The organism is Campylobacter sp. RM16704 (assembly GCF_000816245.1).
Classification (GTDB): Bacteria; Campylobacterota; Campylobacteria; order Campylobacterales; family Campylobacteraceae; genus Campylobacter_D.
In genome coordinates, this window is the sequence record NZ_CP007769.1 from 1001256 (window position 1) to 1019021 (window position 17766).

At 28.4% G+C, this 17766-nt stretch carries 18 protein-coding genes; 14 read left to right on the top strand and 4 right to left on the bottom strand.

What is annotated here, in order from left to right; genetic code table 11:
• From secF to yajC, 3 genes are read right to left on the bottom strand one after another with little or no spacing between them, the layout of a single operon-like run.
• Window positions 1–972 carry a protein translocase subunit SecF gene (gene secF / locus CAQ16704_RS05170; protein ID WP_039667189.1) on the bottom strand — a complete coding sequence of 324 codons (972 nt, stop codon included), beginning with the start codon at window positions 970–972 and terminating at the stop codon, window positions 1–3.
• The gene (gene secD, locus CAQ16704_RS05175) at window positions 972–2552 is read right to left on the bottom strand and encodes a protein translocase subunit SecD (protein ID WP_039667190.1); all 1581 of its coding nucleotides are present in this window, start codon (window positions 2550–2552) and stop codon (window positions 972–974) included. Before secD ends, secF begins: the two co-directional genes overlap by 1 nt.
• Window positions 2545–2820: a preprotein translocase subunit YajC gene (yajC, locus tag CAQ16704_RS05180; RefSeq protein WP_012661754.1), complete on the bottom strand. Its 276-nt coding sequence runs from the start codon at window positions 2818–2820 to the stop codon at window positions 2545–2547. The genes secD and yajC overlap by 8 nt, the downstream gene beginning before the upstream one ends.
• On the opposite strand from yajC, the gene CAQ16704_RS05185 reads away from it, so the two are divergent.
• Window positions 2790–4112, top strand: a complete 1323-nt coding sequence (locus CAQ16704_RS05185; RefSeq protein ID WP_039667191.1) for an apolipoprotein N-acyltransferase — start codon at window positions 2790–2792, stop codon at window positions 4110–4112. The two genes, yajC and CAQ16704_RS05185, sit on opposite strands and share 31 nt — an antisense overlap.
• 10 nt (window positions 4113–4122) lie before the next feature.
• Here the strand turns inward: CAQ16704_RS05185 and metK are convergent, their stop codons facing one another.
• Window positions 4123–5316 carry a methionine adenosyltransferase gene (metK, locus tag CAQ16704_RS05190; RefSeq protein WP_039667192.1) on the bottom strand — a complete coding sequence of 398 codons (1194 nt, stop codon included), beginning with the start codon at window positions 5314–5316 and terminating at the stop codon, window positions 4123–4125.
• 131 nt (window positions 5317–5447) lie between these two features.
• On the opposite strand from metK, the gene sstT reads away from it, so the two are divergent.
• The 13 genes from sstT to aat are packed head-to-tail and all read left to right on the top strand — an operon-like array spanning window position 5448 to window position 17676.
• Window positions 5448–6674, top strand: coding sequence for a serine/threonine transporter SstT (gene sstT / locus CAQ16704_RS05195; RefSeq protein WP_442856703.1), 1227 nt, complete (start codon window positions 5448–5450; stop codon window positions 6672–6674).
• A gap of 9 nt (window positions 6675–6683) precedes the next feature.
• Window positions 6684–7562: an aspartate carbamoyltransferase catalytic subunit gene (locus CAQ16704_RS05200; protein WP_039667193.1), complete on the top strand. Its 879-nt coding sequence runs from the start codon at window positions 6684–6686 to the stop codon at window positions 7560–7562.
• Between the two features lie 4 nt (window positions 7563–7566).
• A complete protein-coding gene (locus CAQ16704_RS05205) occupies window positions 7567–9288 on the top strand; it encodes a M3 family oligoendopeptidase (RefSeq protein WP_039667194.1) in 1722 nt (573 codons plus the stop codon).
• A complete protein-coding gene (locus CAQ16704_RS05210) occupies window positions 9281–9727 on the top strand; it encodes a hypothetical protein (RefSeq protein ID WP_039667195.1) in 447 nt (148 codons plus the stop codon). Before CAQ16704_RS05205 ends, CAQ16704_RS05210 begins: the two co-directional genes overlap by 8 nt.
• Window positions 9724–11787 (top strand): UvrD/REP family helicase, encoded by a 2064-nt coding sequence (locus CAQ16704_RS05215; protein WP_039667196.1) that lies wholly within the window; start codon window positions 9724–9726, stop codon window positions 11785–11787. Before CAQ16704_RS05210 ends, CAQ16704_RS05215 begins: the two co-directional genes overlap by 4 nt.
• Entirely contained in the window at window positions 11784–12602 is an 819-nt protein-coding gene (gene truB / locus CAQ16704_RS05220) for a tRNA pseudouridine(55) synthase TruB (protein ID WP_039667197.1), read from the top strand. Before CAQ16704_RS05215 ends, truB begins: the two co-directional genes overlap by 4 nt.
• A complete protein-coding gene (csrA, locus tag CAQ16704_RS05225; protein ID WP_039667198.1) occupies window positions 12596–12823 on the top strand; it encodes a carbon storage regulator CsrA in 228 nt (75 codons plus the stop codon). Before truB ends, csrA begins: the two co-directional genes overlap by 7 nt.
• Entirely contained in the window at window positions 12820–13575 is a 756-nt protein-coding gene (locus CAQ16704_RS05230) for a 4-(cytidine 5'-diphospho)-2-C-methyl-D-erythritol kinase (protein ID WP_039667199.1), read from the top strand. The genes csrA and CAQ16704_RS05230 overlap by 4 nt, the downstream gene beginning before the upstream one ends.
• A complete protein-coding gene (gene smpB / locus CAQ16704_RS05235; RefSeq protein WP_039667200.1) occupies window positions 13575–14030 on the top strand; it encodes an SsrA-binding protein SmpB in 456 nt (151 codons plus the stop codon). The genes CAQ16704_RS05230 and smpB overlap by 1 nt, the downstream gene beginning before the upstream one ends.
• Before the next feature lie 9 nt (window positions 14031–14039).
• Entirely contained in the window at window positions 14040–14657 is a 618-nt protein-coding gene (locus CAQ16704_RS05240; protein ID WP_039667201.1) for a TlpA disulfide reductase family protein, read from the top strand.
• Window positions 14641–14934 (top strand): ATP-dependent Clp protease adaptor ClpS, encoded by a 294-nt coding sequence (locus CAQ16704_RS05245; protein WP_039667202.1) that lies wholly within the window; start codon window positions 14641–14643, stop codon window positions 14932–14934. The genes CAQ16704_RS05240 and CAQ16704_RS05245 overlap by 17 nt, the downstream gene beginning before the upstream one ends.
• Window positions 14931–17060, top strand: coding sequence for an ATP-dependent ClpAP protease, ATP-binding subunit ClpA (locus CAQ16704_RS05250; RefSeq protein WP_039667203.1), 2130 nt, complete (start codon window positions 14931–14933; stop codon window positions 17058–17060). Before CAQ16704_RS05245 ends, CAQ16704_RS05250 begins: the two co-directional genes overlap by 4 nt.
• On the top strand, window positions 17035–17676 hold the full coding sequence (aat, locus tag CAQ16704_RS05255; protein WP_039667204.1) for a leucyl/phenylalanyl-tRNA--protein transferase: 642 nt from the start codon (window positions 17035–17037) through the stop codon (window positions 17674–17676). The genes CAQ16704_RS05250 and aat overlap by 26 nt, the downstream gene beginning before the upstream one ends.
• The last annotated feature ends 90 nt before the right edge of the window (window positions 17677–17766 follow it).

Here is a 17766-nt window from a genome sequence, read left to right on the forward strand (position 1 = left end):
TTATACCGTTCCTTTTTCATACATAGATCTTAATTTTTCTTTTTCTTGTTTCTTTTTTACTCTTTCTAATTCTTTTTGGCGATAATCCATAACACTAAATTTAAACCATAATAAAGCTGGACTAGCTACAAAAATAGAACTTACAGTACCTGCAATAATACCTACTATCATAGTTAATGCAAAACCTTCTATCATAGAACCGCCAAAGAGATAAAGCACTATAACAGTAATCAAAGTTAAACCTGTTGTTAAAGTAGTTCTTGATAAAGTTGCCGAAACAGATTCATTAATAATTAAATCAAGCTTTGAATTTTTACTTGTTTTAACACCTTCTCTTATCCTATCAAAAATAATAATTGTATCATTTAAAGAATACCCAAGCACGGTTAAAACAGCCGCTAAAATATCTAAATTCACATCAATTTCAAATAAAGCAATAGCACCCAAAGTAATTACTATATCGTGAACCTCACATACTATAGAAGCCATAGCAAAACGCCATTCAAATCTTATAGCTAAATAAATTAAAATAGCAATTAAAGAAATTCCAACTGCCATAAGTCCTTTATTACGTAATTCGTCTCCCACTTTTGGACCTACCACATCTACACGACGTACTTCAAATTTGCCCGTATCTTTTAATAAATTCGCAATACTTTGTCCAATATCACTGCCCAAACTATCACTACTCCCTGAAAAACGAATGATTATTTCATTTGCACCACCAAATTCAGTTACACTAGCACCTTTTAAATTTTCATTTGCAGACAAAGCTTTACGAATTTCAGCTAAAGGTGCTTTTTGTTCATATTGAAGTTGCACTAAAGTTCCACCTGTAAAATCAATCCCAAAATTTAAACCTTTAGTAAAAAGGATAAAAATAGAACCAAAAAACAAAATAAAAGACAAAGAGATTGCTGCAAATCTCATTTTCATAAAATCATAAACATGCTTTTGACTAAAAAATTGCATCAAGGTCTCCTATACCCAAACCATAATCTTGTATTATTACTTTTTTCCATGCGATTCATAAACATCTCAAACATACCATGAGTTCCCACAATTGAAGTAATCATCGAAACCAAAATTCCTATACTTAAAGTTACCGCAAAACCTTTTACAGCACCAGTTCCATAAGCATAAAGCACTACAGAAGTAATAAGCGAAGTAATATTAGAATCTAAAATAGCACTCATTGCATGTTTATAGCCGTTTTCAACACTTTGCCTTATACTAGCACCTTCTCGTAACAGTTCTCTGATTCTTTCATTGATAATAACATTAGAATCTACTGCCATACCCACAGTAAGCACAAGTCCTGCCATACCAGGTAAAGTTAAGGTTGCTCCAAACATAGCCATTACAGCAATAATCACTAAAATATTAGCCACTAAAGCAATATTAGCAAAAATTCCTGCTATACCATAATACATTACCATAAATGCAATAACTAATATAGAAGCACCCGCTAGGGCTATCATACTCATTTTAATACTATCAGCACCCAAAGATGGTCCAACACTTCTTTTTTCAAGCATTTTAACCGGTGCTAAAAGTGCCCCACTTCTTAAAGCAATGGCCACATCATGAGCTTCTTCAACAGTAAAACTACCACTAATTTGACCACTACCTCCACCTATTCTTTCATTAATTCTTGGAGCTGAATAGACTTTATTATCTAAAACTATAGCTAGGCGTTTACCTACATTATTTCCTGTGTAATCTCCAAATTTTTTAGCACCTTCTGAATTTAAAGTAAAATTAATCACAGGAAGATTATTGCTTTGTGCAAAACCTACTTTTGCATCTGTTAACATAGAACCATCAAGAATAGGTATAGATTTTACTAGATATTTAATTTGTGGATTTTTTGCATCTTCAAAAATCAAATCCCCATATTCAGCAGCTTGAGCTGGAGTAAGATTATTTACTTGATCCATTCTAACATCATCAACTTCCATTAATTGTAAATGTGCAGCTTTTGCAATTAACTCTCTAGCTCTAGCTTCATCAGTAGCAGTTTTAATGCCTGGAAGTTCTACTAAAATTTTATCCTCTCCAGATCTTGCTACATTTGGCTCTGCAAGACCAAATTGATCTAGTCTATTCCTAATTGTTTCTACAGCTTGTAAAATAGCTTGCTCGTGAGTTAGTTTGATTTCTTCTTGAGTTAGAGAAAGCGTGTAGTGTAAATTTTCATGTGTAATAGCTAAACCTTTAATATCTTTTAACAATAAATCAACTTTAGCTATATCATTTTCATCTAATAAGGTAAATTCAATACTAGTATCATTTACTTTGATTTTATCAACAATAATATCTTCTTTATTAATTGAATAACTAAGAGAAGAAGCTATAGATTTAACCTTTGATTTAACAGCCTCTTCCACTTCTACACCTAATAACATATGCAAGCCACCTTGTAAATCAAGTCCTAAATTAATCTTAGCCCCACTTTGAGTTTGCATAAAAGAAGGTATAGAAAAAACAAGTCCTATAAGAAAAACTACAAAGAAAATAATACTTCTATAAGTAATTTTCCCACTACGCATCAATCTTCTTTGCTATAAAATCTCTAGAAATTTTTACAACTACATTTTCATCATTAAGCTTAACTTTGATAAAATCTTCTTCTGGTTTTACCACCTCACAAATTATCCCACCATTTGTGATGATTTTATCTCCTTTTTCTAAAGATAAAACCATTAACTTATGGTCTTTTGCTTGTTTTTGTTGTGGTCTAATAACCAAAAAATAAAAAATCGCAAAAAGCACAATGAGAGGCAACAATGAAGTCCAAATATTTCCGTTTTCTGCCATTTCTTCCCCTTTTTTTTAAATTTATTAATTCTAATTCTACCACTTTTAAAATAATAAAAGCCTTTTTTTCTGCACTTTTATTATCAAATTTTATTTATTTTTCTTTTTTTGAAAATTTATTTGTTGAATTTATATCTCCTTTTTTAAGTATTTATGGTTTAGTTTTACTATTAAGAAATAAAAGTAAAATTGGGTATTTTTATACTGGATTTTTTATAGGAATTTTATGGTTTTGGTGGATAAGTTTATCATCGATTTATTTTAACTTAGCTTATTTAATTCCTTTAGAAATTTTACTAATTGGTATAATTTATGGAATCTTGTTTTTATTATGTTTTTTTCTTAAATATGATTTTTTAAGACTTTGCGCAATTTTTATGCTTAGCTTTATTCATCCTTTTGGTTTTGATTGGCTAAATTGGGGTGTTTTAAGTGTGTATGGAATTTTTGATACAAGTTATCAGGGTGTTATAGCTATGTTTTTAATTGCTTATTTTTATTATGAAAAATATATTTCAAGATATTATAAAATGGCTATTATTTTAATCCTTATTTTAATAGGTGCACAATACAATCAAAAACAACCACAAACACTTGATTTAGATTATAAATTAGTTCAAACTAACATTTCTCAAGATCAGAAATTCATACAAGAAAATTTGCAAACTCATTCAGAATATATTTTCGAAGAAATAAAAAAAGCCATAAAAGAAAAAAAAGAACTTATTGTATTTCCTGAAACTGCTTTTGCGTTTTCTTTAAATAAAACTCCAAATTATTTACAGGCGCTAAAAGAACTTTCAAAACAAATTATTATTGTTACAGGAGCTATTAGTACAAAATCTAACCATCTTTATAATAGCACTTATGTTTTTAATAATGGCAAAATAGAGATTTTTAATAAACATTATCTTGTTCCATTTGGAGAAGAAATTCCTATATTTAAAAATTTTTTTAAAAAATATCTTTTAAATATTGATGAATTTTCCAAAGGGAAAGAGTTAAATCAATATACTTTAAACAACCAAATTATTACCAATGCTATATGTTTTGAAGCTACAAAGGAAAAACTTTACAAAGACTCAAAAATTATAATAGCCTTATCTAATAATGCTTGGTTTAATTTTTCAAGTGAATATAAACTACAAAATTTATTGATGCGTTTTTATGCAAGTAGCTATAATGTAAGTATATACCACACAACAAATGGAAAAGAAAATGCAGTGATTAAGCCAAAAGAAATGCTAATTTTAAAGATAAAAGAGAAAATTTTAAAGAAAAATGAAGCTTAAAAGCTTCATTTTATAATGATTTAAATTCATCAACCGCATCTAATTTTTCCCAAGGATAATCAGCCTGACCCACTTGACCACGAGCAGCTACATCAGCATACATAAAAGTATCTTTACTTGGTTTATCAAGATTGAATTTATCTTTAATCCAATTTGGGGTTAATGGGAAAGTTTTCATTACAAAATCACTTAAAATATCATCATTTAATCTTGTATTTGTTCCCATACAATCTACACTTACAGAAGTTGGTTTAGCAACACCTATAGCATAAGAAAGTTGCACTATACATTTTTTAGCAAGATCTGCTGCTACGATATTTTTAGCAAGCCATCTTGCAGCATAAAGCCCACTTCTATCAACCTTGGTATAATCCTTAGAAGATTGTGCACCACCTCCTATTGGAGCATATCCACCAAAACTATCTACTATAAGCTTTCTTCCTGTTAAGCCGCTATCATGTAATGAGCTATGATTTACATATTTTCCAGTAGGATTAATCAAAATTCTTGTTTTTTCTAGGCAAAAAAGTTCTTTTGGTAAATTTGAATCTAAAATTAAATCCATTACCAAAGCTCTTAAATCTTCTATTTTCATACTTTCAACACAAGGAGCTGAAACTACAATAGTATGAATTCTTTGTGGTTTACAATTTTCAAAATTTTCCTTAGTAATATAATCAATTGTGACTTGAGTTTTAATATCTACACCAAGTTTATCGGGATTATTTTTTGCAAACTCATACACTTTATCACAAAGCATTCTAGCGTAAGAAATAGCCGCTGGCATATATTCTTTTGCTTCATTACTTGCAAAACCAAACATTATCCCTTGATCACCTGCTCCAATTTCTCCATCTTCTTGATCAACACCTTGATTAATATCAGGACTTTGTTCATTTAAAAACACCAATACGTCCAAATCATCAGGATGTAAACATTGTTTTTTACTAAAATGAGAATGTCCATCATAACCAATGTCTGCTAAAGCCTTTTTTGCGATATTTTCATAATCTTGTTTTTCTAGTTTATGCTTTGATTTAATCTCACCACCAATTACTACTTTATTTCCTGCTACAAAAACCTCGCTAGCAACTCTTGAATCTTTATCATGAGTTAAAAACTCATCTACTATACTATCAGCTATAATATCAGCACATTTATCAGGATGTCCTGCACTTACAACTTCAGAAGTAAATAAATACATAATCTTTACATTCCTTAATTAATAAAATATTTATAGCATCTTATCACAAGCTAGCTTAAAAATCAAAAAGCTTATTTAAGCTTTACTTTGTTAGAATAAATTAAAATTTATCGCTACAAAAAAGGTAAAAAATGAATATATTTTCTTGTGCAATTAAACGCTATAAAGATGGAAATCTTATTCTACAAATTTGCATAGGTATTATTTTAGGAATTTTAGTAGGTATATTTTCTAAAGACTTAGCTAGTTTTGCAAATATATTTGGTGCTCTATTTACAGGTACATTGAAAGCTATAGCTCCGATTTTAGTTTTTATTTTGATTTTGACAACTATTTGTACAAAAGAATTCAATCACGGAAGCGAAAAAATTAAGCACATTATTTTTTTGTATATATTTGGAACCTTTCTAGCTTCTTTAAGCGCAGTAAGCATTAGTTTTATTTTTCCTATAGAACTTGTTTTAACAGATATTGAAAAAGCTTCCACTACAAGTCCTACACATATAGGAGAAGTATTTAAAACGTTACTTTTTCAAATAGTAGATAATCCCATTCATGCTTTATCTTCTGGAAATTATTTAAGTATTTTAGTGTGGGCAATAGGAGGTGGATTTGCATTAAGACATTGTTCAAGTGATGCAAAACAACTTTTTAACGATATTAACGAAGGTGTTTTAAAAATTGTTAAATTTATAGTCAAACTTGCTCCTTTTGGAATTTTTGGACTTGTAGCAAATTCAGTTGCTCAAACCGGAGCAGCAGGACTTTTAAGCTATGTTAAATTATTAATAATTTTAGTTTTAACTATGTTTTTTGTAGCTTTTGTGATTAATGCTTTAATCGTATTTGCATATACAAAGAAAAATCCTTATCCTTTGATTTTTATTTGCTTAAAGCATAGTGCTGTTTTTGCATTTTTTACAAGAAGCTCTGCTGCAAACATTCCTGTAAATATGGCACTTTGTTCTAAATTAAATATCAACAATAACTTATATAGTATTTCTATCCCGCTAGGTGCTACGATTAATATGGCAGGAGCGGCTGTAACCATAGCTATACTAAGCCTTGCGGCAGCTCATACAGTTGGTATTGAAATAAATTTTTTACAGGCTATGCTTTTGAGTGTTTTAGCTGCATTCGCTGCATGTGGGGCCAGTGGTGTTGCTGGAGGTTCGCTTTTACTCATTCCTCTGGCTTGTTCTTTATTTAATATTGATTATGATATAGCTATGCAAGTAGTTGCTGTTGGTTTTATTATAGGAGTTATTCAAGATAGTGTCGAAACTGCATTAAATAGCTCTACTGATGTTTTATTTAGTGCAATTTGTTCAGACAATGAATTAAATTTAAAAATTTAAGGAGGACTTATGAGACATTTAATCACTACAAAAGATTTTAGCAATGATGAAATTTTAGCTTTATTTAAAGAAGCAAAAGAATTTCTAGATGAAAAACCGCGTACATATTTAGAAGGAAAAAGCGTTACGACTATATTTTTTGAAAATTCAACACGCACTCAATCAAGCTTTGAAACAGCTGCAAGAAGACTGGGTGCTAGAGTTTTAAAACTAGATGTCTCAAGAAGTAGCTCTAGCAAAGGCGAGACACTTTTTGATACTGCAGCAAATTTAGATGCAATGGTACCAAATGCTATTGTAGTCAGACATAAAAATTCAGGTGTTCCTCACACTTTAGCAAATTATACTCATTGTCCTATAGTTAATGGTGGTGATGGCAAACATGCTCATCCTACTCAAGCTTTACTTGATCTTTTTACCATAATGGAACATTTTGATTATAACATTAAAGATAAAAAAATAGCAATAGTGGGAGATATTAAAAATTCACGCGTTGCTGCTTCAAATTTAGAATTATTACCTCGTTTTGGTATAGATATTACTTTAGTAGCTCCACCTCATTTTATGCCAAATTATCCTATCAAAAAAACAAATAAGCTAAAAGAAGTTATTGATGAAGTAGATGTTATAATGAGTCTTAGAACACAAACAGAAAGACATAATATACCAACCTATGCATCACTTAAAGATTATGCTAATGATTTTTGCATTAGCAAAGATTTAATCAAAGATAAAAATCTCATCATCTTGCATCCTGGTCCTGTACATAGAAATATAGATATTAGCGATGAAATTATGACCGATAAAAGATGTAAGGTTTTAACTCAAGTTAAAAATGGTGTTGCCATTAGAATGGCTGTATTAAAAAAACTCATTTTAGAAAGCTAAAATCATGCAAAATTGGAATTTAGATATATTATTTAAAGATGAGCAAGATCTAAATATTTTTTTACAAAATACTCAAAAAGAAGCTTGTGAATTTAAAAAACAATACGAAAACAATCTTCATAGTTTAAACAATGAGCAATTTTTACAAGCTCTAAAAAACTATGAAAAATTAATCTTAAATCTTTCTCATATACTAACCTATGTGTATTTAAATTTTGCCCAAGATACCACCAAAGGTGCTTTTTATGCAAAATATGAAAATTTGAGTAAAAAAATAGAAGAAAATCTTTTATTTTTCGAACTTGAATTTTGCGAACTCAAAGAAGATATAAGTAAAAGTTTTATAGAATTTTGCAAGGACTATGAGTTTTATTTAAATAATCTTATTAAATACAAAAAACACAATCTTTCTAAAAAAGAAGAAAGAGTTATTCTTGCTCTATCAAGCACAGGTTCAAATGCATTTGCAAGGTTGTTTGATGAAACTTTTAGTGCTTTAAAATTTAATTTTGAAGGACAAAAACTAAGTGAAGAAGAAATTTTAAGCAAACTTTATGATAAAGATAGAAATATTAGAAAAAAAGCTTCAAAATGCTTTAGTAAAACCTTAAAAAAACAAAACAAACTTTTAGTATATATTTTCAATATGATTAAAAGTGAACTTACTAGTATTTGTGAATTAAGATCTTATGAAAACCCAGAAACCCCAAGGCACATAAGAAATCAAATTTCTAAAAAAAGTGTTGATGCACTTATTAGTGCTAGCGAGAACAGCTTTGATATTGTTTCTAAATTTTATAATGCAAAGAAAAAAATCCTAGGGTATAAAAAGCTAAAAGATTATGATCGTTATGCACCTATTGGAAAAGAAATGCAAATTGATTTTAACGAAGCAAAAAATATAGTTTTAAAGGCTTTTGAAAAATTTTCTAAAGATTTTTATATGATAGCAAAAGAAGCTTTTGAAAATAATTGGATCGATATTTACCCTAAAGAATTTAAACAAAGCGGTGCTTTTTCTCACTCAAGCACACCATTAAGCCATCCTTTCATACTTTTAAACTATACCAACCAAAGACGTGATCTTTTTACTCTAGCTCATGAGTTAGGACATACTATACACCAAAAACTTTCTTATAAAGTAAGCTTTTTAAATCAAGATACGCCTCTAACCACAGCAGAAACTGCTTCAGTATTTGCAGAAATGTTGATTTTTGATTACATTAAAGAGAATTTAGACAAAGAAGAGCTTTTATCTTTATATGCTACAAAAATTGAAGATATTTTTGCAACTCTTTACAGACAGATTAATTTTACTACTTTTGAGCGTAGATTTCACGCTAAAAAAGAAGAATTAAGCTCACAAGAATTAAGTGAAATTTGGCTTGAAGAATCAAGAAAAATGTTTCAAAATAGCGTAGTTTTAACTAAAAATTATGCTCTTTGGTATTCTTATATTCCACATTTTATACATTCTCCATTTTATTGTTATGCTTATGCTTATGCACAACTTTTAGTTTTAGCTCTTTATGGTCTATATAAAAGTGGTAAATGCTCTAACTTTACTCAAATTTATATTGAATTTTTAAGTAGCGGAGGAAGTAAAAGTCCAAAAGAACTTGTAGCTATGTTTGGTTTTGATATAGAAAATGATGAATTTTGGAACATAGGCTTAGAGCAAGTTAGAATGTTAGTAGATGAATTTTTAAGGTTAAGTGATGATTGATAAAATTTTAAATAACAAAAGTTTTATACATTTAATGCAAAAAAGCATTTATGAATGTTTGCAAATTTTAATACAAGAAGATATAGAATTTAACATTATAGTAAATACTAAATTTGTTACACTTGAACCACCCCTACCGAAAGAATTAGATGTGGTAAGTAAAAATCCTTATTGTATTTTTGCACTTGGTGGCTATACTTTTAAATCTATAGTTTTGACAAATGAACACATAGAATTTCATGCAGGTTTTGGTCCTGATGATTTTGCAACTTTTGTTAGAGTGGATTTAGGGGCAATTACTCAAATTCAAGTTGAAGATAATATTATTTTTGTAAATTTTTCAAACTATTTTAAAAAGCAAAATGATCAAAAATTAAAAGAAAAATCCATGAATGCTTTTTTAAACAATCCCAACAATAAAGATTTGTTGAAAAAATGAATTTCTTTGAAGGTTTAAACGATAGCCAAAAAGAAGCTATCATGTATATTGATGGAGCTATGCTTATATTAGCAGGTGCGGGTAGTGGGAAAACTAAAACTATCACTACTAGACTTGCTTATTTGATTGATCATATAGGCATTCCTGCACAAAATACACTTACATTAACTTTTACAAACAAAGCTGCCAATGTAATGAAAACAAGAGCATTAGCTCTTTTACAAGATCAAAGTTTGCATAATCCACTTTTATGTACTTTTCACAAATTTGGCCTATTGTTTTTAAGATTATATAGCGAAAGAATTTCAAGAGCAAACAATTTTGTCATTATCGATATAGATGATAAAAAGAAAATTTTAAAAGATTTAGCTAGTGAAAATTTACAAAACTCTTTAGCAAGCATAAGTGCTTATATTTCAAATTTTAAAAATCAAAGTAAAAGTGCTCAAGAAATACGCAAAGAACTAGAATTTTTAAAAGATGAAAAAAACAAAAATTATGAAGAAATCATTCATCTTTATGAACAATATGAGCATTTTTTAATACAAAATAATTTTATGGATTTTGATGATTTATTAATGCTTACTAATAAAATTTTAGAAGATGAAGATTTTGCTAAAGAACAAAGCAAAAAATACAATTACATTACAGTAGATGAGTACCAAGATACAAATGCTTTGCAGTATCAAATTCTAAAAAAACTTTGCTCATCTCATGAAAATATATGCGTTGTGGGTGATGATGATCAAAGTATTTATGGTTGGCGTGGAGCTAAAATCGAAAATATCTTAAATTTTAAAGAGCAATTTAATAATGTTAAATTAGTAAAATTAGAGCAAAACTACCGCTCAACAAGTGCTATTTTACAAGCTGCAAATGAACTTATAGAGCATAATAGAAAAAGATTAGGTAAAACACTAATTTGCACCAAAGACAAAGGTGAAGAAATAACCATTTTACAAAACGATGATGAAAAAATAGAAAGTTTTAAAGTTGCAAGAGAAGTCTCAAAGCTTTTAAATTCAGGAATAAACCCTAGCGAAATAGCCATACTTTATAGAGTAAATGCACTATCTCGTGCTCTTGAAGAAGCATTTAGCAAAGAAAAAATTCCTTTTAAGTTGCTAAGTGGAATTCGTTTTTATGAAAGAGCCGAGATTAAAGATATTATTTCATATTTAAGATTACTTTCAAATTTAAATGATGATTATTCTTTTAAACGCATTATTAATCGCCCTAAAAGAAATTTTGGCAATGTAAGTTTAGAAAAACTAGAAAATTACGCCAAGGAAAATCATCTGTCCTTATTTGAAAGCTTATGTGTTTTACAAGGAAGTGGATTTTTTAGCAAAAAAACAGATAATGAAATAGAAAAATTTATACTAAGTATACACAAAATCAAAGAAAAAAATGACCTACTTGCAATGATTTTAGCTTTAGAGGAAGAGTTTAAGATTAAAGAATTTTATAAAGATAATCCAGAAGCTGAAGATAAACTTTTAAACATAGATGAGCTTTATGCAAATTTAAAAGATAAAATTTCACACGGAAGTTATAATGGCTTAGATGATATTTTAAACGAAATTTCTTTACTTAATGAACAAGATGGGCTTGATAAAGAAAGTATTTGTATAATGAGCATTCACGCTAGTAAAGGACTTGAATTTGAACATATTTTTATTATAGGCTTAGAAGAAGGATTTTTTCCATTAACTAGTGATACAAGCAACATAGAAGAAGAACGCAGACTTGCCTATGTAGCAATCACTAGAGCAAAGAAAAAACTTTACTTAAGTTATGCAAATTCTAGATTTTACAAAGGAAGTCGCACAAGACTTGAAAAAAGTAGATTTTTTGGCGAAAGCAATGTAATGAAAAAAGAACTAACACTAGATTGCCAAAAGAATTCTTACAAAAAAGGGGATTTAATCAAACATAAAATTTTTGGCATAGGTAGAGTCACTAGTGTAAGTAAAATAGGAAATGAAGAAAAACTTACCATCAATTTTGGAGGCATAGAAAGAATGATAATGTCAAATTTTGTGGAAAAAATTATATGAATAGACTATTCGTAGCTTACAAACCAAGTGGTATGAGTTCTAACGCTTTTCTAAGCAAACTCAAAAAAAAATACAAGAATAAAAAAGCAGGTTTTTCAGGAACACTTGATCCTTTTGCAAAAGGAGTTTTGTTAATAGCATTTGGACAATATACAAAATTATTTCGTTTTCTTAATAAAAATCCAAAAGTTTACAAAGCTACATTGTGGTTTGGCGTACATTCTTTAAGCCTTGATAATCAAAATATCAAAGAAATCACCCACACACATACTTTTGATAAAGAAAAACTAGAACAAATCAAAAATGAGCTTTTAGAAAAAATCACCTATACACCACCTGCATATTGTGCAAAAAAGATAGATGGCATAAGATCTTATGAATTAGCTAAAAAAGGATATGAAGTAAATTTAAAACCATGCGTTATGGAAGTTTTTTATACCAAAATTTTACACTATAATCATCCATTTTTAACCATAGAAATTGCAGTAAGCGAAGGCTCTTATATACGCTCATATTGTGAATTATTTGCTAGAAAACTTGGTATAAATGCAACTTTAAGCTCACTAGAGCGTTTAAGCGAGGGAAAGTTTTTTTATGAAAATGAAAAAAGCTTAAATCCTTTAGCTTTTTTAAATATTAAAAAAAATACGATAAAATGTCCTCAAAAATTATACAATGGGCAAAGAATTTTTTTGAACGATTTAGAAATTCAAGAAGAAGGTAGTTATATTTTAGAAGAAAAAGATTTTTTTTCTATCATTTCTATCCAAAATAATCAAGTACAATATTATTTAAACAAGGTTTTAAAATGTTAATTTTATCAAGAAAAGAAAGCGAAAGTATAAAAATTGGAGATGATATAGAAATCAAAGTAGTTCAAACAGGAAAAGGCTATGCTAAAATAGGTATTGAAGCTCCAAAGTCTTTAATGATACTACGAAAAGAACTTATCGAGCAAGTAAAAAGCGAAAATTTACATGCAATTAGTGATGAGAATATAAAACTAGATGATCTAAGCAAAAAGCTTAAAAAATGAAAGCTTACGCAAAAGCTAATATTTTTTTAAAAATTATAGGATTTGATTCAAGATCTTATCATTTATTACAATCACGTTTTGTATTATTAAAAAATATTTTTGATGAATTAGAATTTAGTAGTGAAAAAACTAAAAATGGTTTTGAAATTATAGGAAATTTTACACAAGATACCATCATACATAAAGCTTATAAAGAGTTAGAATTTTTAGGATTTTCTAATGAATTAAATGAATTTTTTAAAAATAAAAGCTTGAAACTTATTAAAAATATCCCTATAGGTGGAGGACTTGGAGGAAGTAGCACTGATGCGGTAGCATTTATACTTATGGTTAATGAAACTTTAAATTTAAAATTAAAACAAAAACAACTTGAGCAAATTTGTCAAAAACTTGGCTCGGATTTAATCTTTTTTTTAAGCGGATATGATAGTGCAAATGTTTGTGGATGTGGTGAGATTGTAGAATATTTTGAAGATGATTTCAACCAACTTGATTTTACTTTTCCAACTATTGAATGCTCAAGTGCAAAAGTATATAAAGCATTTGATGAAAGCCCTTATAATTTAAAAGCGAATTTAAATTTAGCCAAAACACTTAAAACACTTAAAACAAGTGAAATTTTAGAGTATAAAAATACTGATTTAAACGACTTATTTGCTCCTTGTGTAAAAATTTATCCTAAAATGCAAACTTTTCTTGATAAAGCTTTTTTTTTAAGTGGAAGTGGAAGTGGAGTTTTTAAGGCTAAATGATGAAAAAAACTATAGTAAAAAACAAAAAATCTTTTTTTGATTATGAAATTTTGGAAAAATTTGAAGCAGGTATTGTTCTAAAAGGCTCTGAAGTGGTAGCATTAAGAGCTAGTAGAGCGAATTTAAAAGATTCTTTTGTGCGTATTATCAAAGGCGAAATTTTCTTACTTAATGCTCATATTTCTTATCTTAGCACTACACATTCTTTTTATAAGCATGATGAAAAAGGTGCACGAAAACTTTTAATGCATAAAAAGCAAATCGATAGGCTTTTTGGTAAAATTAGCATCCAAGGCTTTACTATAGTGCCACTAGAACTTTATTTTAATGAAAAAAATAAAGTAAAAGCCTTAATAGCCTTAGCTAAAGGAAAAAATTTACACGATAAAAGAGAAAGCTTAAAGAAAAAACAAGCAGATCTTGAAGCAAGAGCTGCTGTGAAAAATCATTTTTAAAGGAAAACTATGAAAAAAATTGCATATTTATTTTTAACTTTTATTTTTACATTTTTTATAAGTGCTTGTTCTAGTGAAGAAAAAATTGAAAATGATTTTGTCTTTGCAGAATACAAAACAGGTGAAGAAATCCTTTTAAAAAGTGTTAATGGGGGTGAAAAAACCTTAATAAGAACACAAAATGGCTTCAAAGTTAAAGGTGAAGAAAATAAAATTTTAATGCTTGATTTTTTTGGAACTTTTTGCACTCCATGCCAAGAAGAAGCACCGCATCTTACTAATTTATGGCAAAAAAATAAAGAAAATTTTACAATCATAGGGCTTAGCCATTTTGAAAATGTAAGCAATCAGGCAGTGAAAGATTTTGCTATAAAGTATGGGGCATATTATTTTTTGAGTAATTCAAAAGAAAATGATAGAATTATTGCTCAGGCTTTAAAAGATATTAACTACCAAAATATGGAACAATTACCTTTTAAAGTAGTTTTAAAAGATGGAAATTATCAAAACTTAACAGATTTTTGGAGCAGTGATTCAAAAAACTTTGTGAAATACTATCTTGGCAAAGTTTCCATTCAAACTATGCAAGAAGATATTGCTAGGATAATTAATGAATCTAAAAAATGAAATTTTAGAACAACAAAAACTAACAGAACCTAAAATGTTTAAGGTTTTGCTTTTAAATGATGATATAACCACTATGGACTTTGTAATAGAAGTTTTAATGAATATATTTCATCATGATTTTGAAAAAGCAAGTATGATAATGCTTGAAATTCACCACCAAGGCAGTGGTGTTTGTGGTGTATATACAGAAGAAATTGCACTTAGCAAAAAACAACAAGTTGATATGGCTGCAAAAAACAATAATTTTCCACTCCAAACAAGGATAGAAGAACAATGAAATATAAAGAATTGATTGATTCGTTTATACCAAATGCAAGACATTTAAGCTTTATCAACCATCACGAATTTATCACTTGCGAACATTTACTTTTTGCATTAGTTAAACTAAGCAATGATTTTAAAAATTTACTTGAAGAAATCGGAGATGGAGATTTACAAGGCTTTGAAAACGATCTAAAAAACTATCTAGCAAAAAACAATGAGATTTTAAAAAAGGAAATAGAACCTATTTTTTCTATAATCTTAGAAAATATATTACACAAATTAAATACAAAAAAACAAACAAGTGTAGTTGATTTCATCATTGCACTTTGCAAAGAAGAAAAAGCTTATTCTTGCAATATTTTAAAAAAACATTTAATCGAAGAAGAAAAATTACAAGAATTATTACAAAGTGCAGAATTTGAAAATCTAAAAACACACACTACCGAGCTAGTTGAACTTGCAAAAAAAGGTAAAATAGATCCTGTTATAGGCAGAAAATTTGAATTAGAAAGAATGATGCAAATTTTAAGCAGACGCAAAAAAAACAATCCTATCTTAGTTGGTGAACCAGGAGTTGGAAAAAGTGCAGTTATAGAAGGATTAGCACTAGCTATAGCAGAAGAAAAAGTTCCTAAACATTTAAAAAATTCAAAAATTTATAGTCTTGATATGGCAAGTTTGCTCTCTGGTACAAAATATAGAGGAGATTTTGAAAAAAGACTAAAAGATATTATTAAAGAGTTAGAAAATATCCCTAATGCCATTTTGTTTATAGATGAAATTCATACTATAGTAGGAACTGGTGCAAGCAATGAAAGCCATGCGGATATGTCAAATTTATTAAAACCTGCACTAAGCAATGGCAATGTAAAATGCATAGGTGCAACTACTTTTATAGAATATAAAAACACTTTTGATAAAAATAAAGCCCTAAGTAGAAGATTTGCAAAAATTGACATAGATGAGCCAAGTGAGGAAGAATGTTTTTTAATCTTGCAAGGTTTAAAAAATAAATATGAAAATTTTCATAAAATCAAATTAAACGATGAGATTTTACAAACAAGTATAAAACTAGCAAAGCAATTTTTACATGATAAATTCTTGCCAGATAGTGCAATTGATTTAATTGATGAATTAGGTGCAAGTTTTGCTCTAGAAGATAAAAAAAGTAAAAAAATAGTAAAAATAAAAGATTTAGAAAACACTTTAGCTAGAATGACACATTCTCATAAAATTTACGAAAGTGATCAAAGTAAAATTTTAAAAAACCTTGAACTAAACTTAAAACAAAATATATTTGGTCAAGATGAAGCTATCAAAGCCTTGTGTTCTACTTTAAAACAAAGTTATGCAGGATTAAAAGGCAAAAATACCCCAAAAGGTGTGTTTTTATTTACAGGATCAAGTGGTGTTGGTAAAACTGAACTTGCTAAAAATTTAGCACAAATTTTAAATCTAAATCTTGAAAGATTTGACATGAGTGAATACTCACAAAAACATGATGTTAGTAAGCTTATAGGAACTTCCGCTGGTTTTGTGGGTTATGAAGATGGTGGTTTACTCAGCAATAGCATTAGAAAAAATCCTTTTAGCGTAGTTTTATTTGATGAGATAGAAAAAGCTCATCCTGATTTAACTAATACCTTTTTGCAAATTTTTGATAATGCAAGCTTAACGGATAATAGTGGATTAAAAGCCGATTTTAAAAATGCCATTATCATTATGACTTCAAATTTAGGTCTAAAAGAAAACAATGAGCTTGGTTTTTTAAGTAATGATAAAGAAAAAAGCAATAAAGCTATAAAAGATTTTTTCGCACCTGAATTTATTAATCGTCTAGATAAAATCATTCATTTTAATGACCTAAATCAAGAAATTTTAGAACAAATTGTTCAAAAAGAGCTAGATTTAATGGCAAAAAATTTAAATAACATCATCATAGAAGCTGATAAAAAAGTAAAAGAATTTCTTGCTAAAAAGACTAACAACAAAGAATTTGGAGTGAGATTATTAAAACGCATTATTGCCGAAGAATTAGGCGAGAAATTAAGTGATGAGATTTTATTTGGAAAATTAAAAAATGGTGGTAAATTAAAACTCAAACTTTCCAAAAATGAAAAAATCGAATTTGTATTCTAAACTTTTAAAAAGCCCTGATGATGCGCCTGTTTTTATTAGTGAAAAGCTAGAAGTAGATTTTATACCTCATGCTTACAGTTTGGGGCTTTTTCCATGGACAAGCAATCCTGTTACTTGGTGGTGCCCTTCTCCTAGAATGATTCTTTTTCCAAAAGAAGTTCATATACAAAAAAGTATAAAAAAAGCTTTGAAAACTTATAAAATAAGACTTGATTTTGATTTTAACTCTCTTATAAAACTCTGTGCTTTAAGAAAAAAAACTTGGATTAGTCAAGAATTTATCCAAGCTTATACTAAACTTTTTGAGCAAAATTTAGCTCATAGTGTTGAAGTTTATGAAAACGATGTTTTAATTGGTGGTTTATATGGGCTTATTATAGGCAAGATGTTTTTTGGTGAAAGTATGGTAAGTCTTAAAAAAGATGCTTCAAAAGTAGCTCTAATAAAACTTTGTGAACTTTTAAAACCATATGATTTTTTAATAGATTGTCAAGTACCCAATAAACATTTAAAATTTATGGGTGCCATAGAAACATCAAAAAAAGATTTTTTGAAGATACTAGAAAAAAAAGTTTCGCTTAAAAGTGGCTTTGAAAATTTTAAAAATTTACTATAAAAAGATATACTTATAAATACAAAATTGCATAAATATTTTGGAATAATTTTTGCTTTTAGCTATATAAAAGTTTTATTTTAAGGAGAAATT

Bases quoted from the DNA above. Each gene is read 5' to 3' on its own strand.
- CAQ16704_RS05250 (WP_039667203.1), top strand. From the start codon at position 14,931: ATGAAATATAAAGAATTGATTGATTCGTTTATACCAAATGCAAGACAT.
- CAQ16704_RS05240 (WP_039667201.1), top strand. From the start codon at position 14,040: ATGAAAAAAATTGCATATTTATTTTTAACTTTTATTTTTACATTTTTT.
- aat (WP_039667204.1), top strand. From the start codon at position 17,035: ATGAAAAAATCGAATTTGTATTCTAAACTTTTAAAAAGCCCTGATGAT.
- metK (WP_039667192.1), bottom strand. From the start codon at position 5,316: ATGTATTTATTTACTTCTGAAGTTGTAAGTGCAGGACATCCTGATAAA.
- smpB (WP_039667200.1), top strand. From the start codon at position 13,575: ATGAAAAAAACTATAGTAAAAAACAAAAAATCTTTTTTTGATTATGAA.
- CAQ16704_RS05215 (WP_039667196.1), top strand. From the start codon at position 9,724: ATGAATTTCTTTGAAGGTTTAAACGATAGCCAAAAAGAAGCTATCATG.
- CAQ16704_RS05210 (WP_039667195.1), top strand. From the start codon at position 9,281: ATGATTGATAAAATTTTAAATAACAAAAGTTTTATACATTTAATGCAA.
- csrA (WP_039667198.1), top strand. From the start codon at position 12,596: ATGTTAATTTTATCAAGAAAAGAAAGCGAAAGTATAAAAATTGGAGAT.
- sstT (WP_442856703.1), top strand. From the start codon at position 5,448: ATGAATATATTTTCTTGTGCAATTAAACGCTATAAAGATGGAAATCTT.
- CAQ16704_RS05230 (WP_039667199.1), top strand. From the start codon at position 12,820: ATGAAAGCTTACGCAAAAGCTAATATTTTTTTAAAAATTATAGGATTT.
- CAQ16704_RS05205 (WP_039667194.1), top strand. From the start codon at position 7,567: ATGCAAAATTGGAATTTAGATATATTATTTAAAGATGAGCAAGATCTA.
- truB (WP_039667197.1), top strand. From the start codon at position 11,784: ATGAATAGACTATTCGTAGCTTACAAACCAAGTGGTATGAGTTCTAAC.
- CAQ16704_RS05245 (WP_039667202.1), top strand. From the start codon at position 14,641: ATGAATCTAAAAAATGAAATTTTAGAACAACAAAAACTAACAGAACCT.
- CAQ16704_RS05200 (WP_039667193.1), top strand. From the start codon at position 6,684: ATGAGACATTTAATCACTACAAAAGATTTTAGCAATGATGAAATTTTA.
- secD (WP_039667190.1), bottom strand. From the start codon at position 2,552: ATGCGTAGTGGGAAAATTACTTATAGAAGTATTATTTTCTTTGTAGTT.
- yajC (WP_012661754.1), bottom strand. From the start codon at position 2,820: ATGGCAGAAAACGGAAATATTTGGACTTCATTGTTGCCTCTCATTGTG.
- CAQ16704_RS05185 (WP_039667191.1), top strand. From the start codon at position 2,790: ATGAAGTCCAAATATTTCCGTTTTCTGCCATTTCTTCCCCTTTTTTTT.
- secF (WP_039667189.1), bottom strand. From the start codon at position 972: ATGCAATTTTTTAGTCAAAAGCATGTTTATGATTTTATGAAAATGAGA.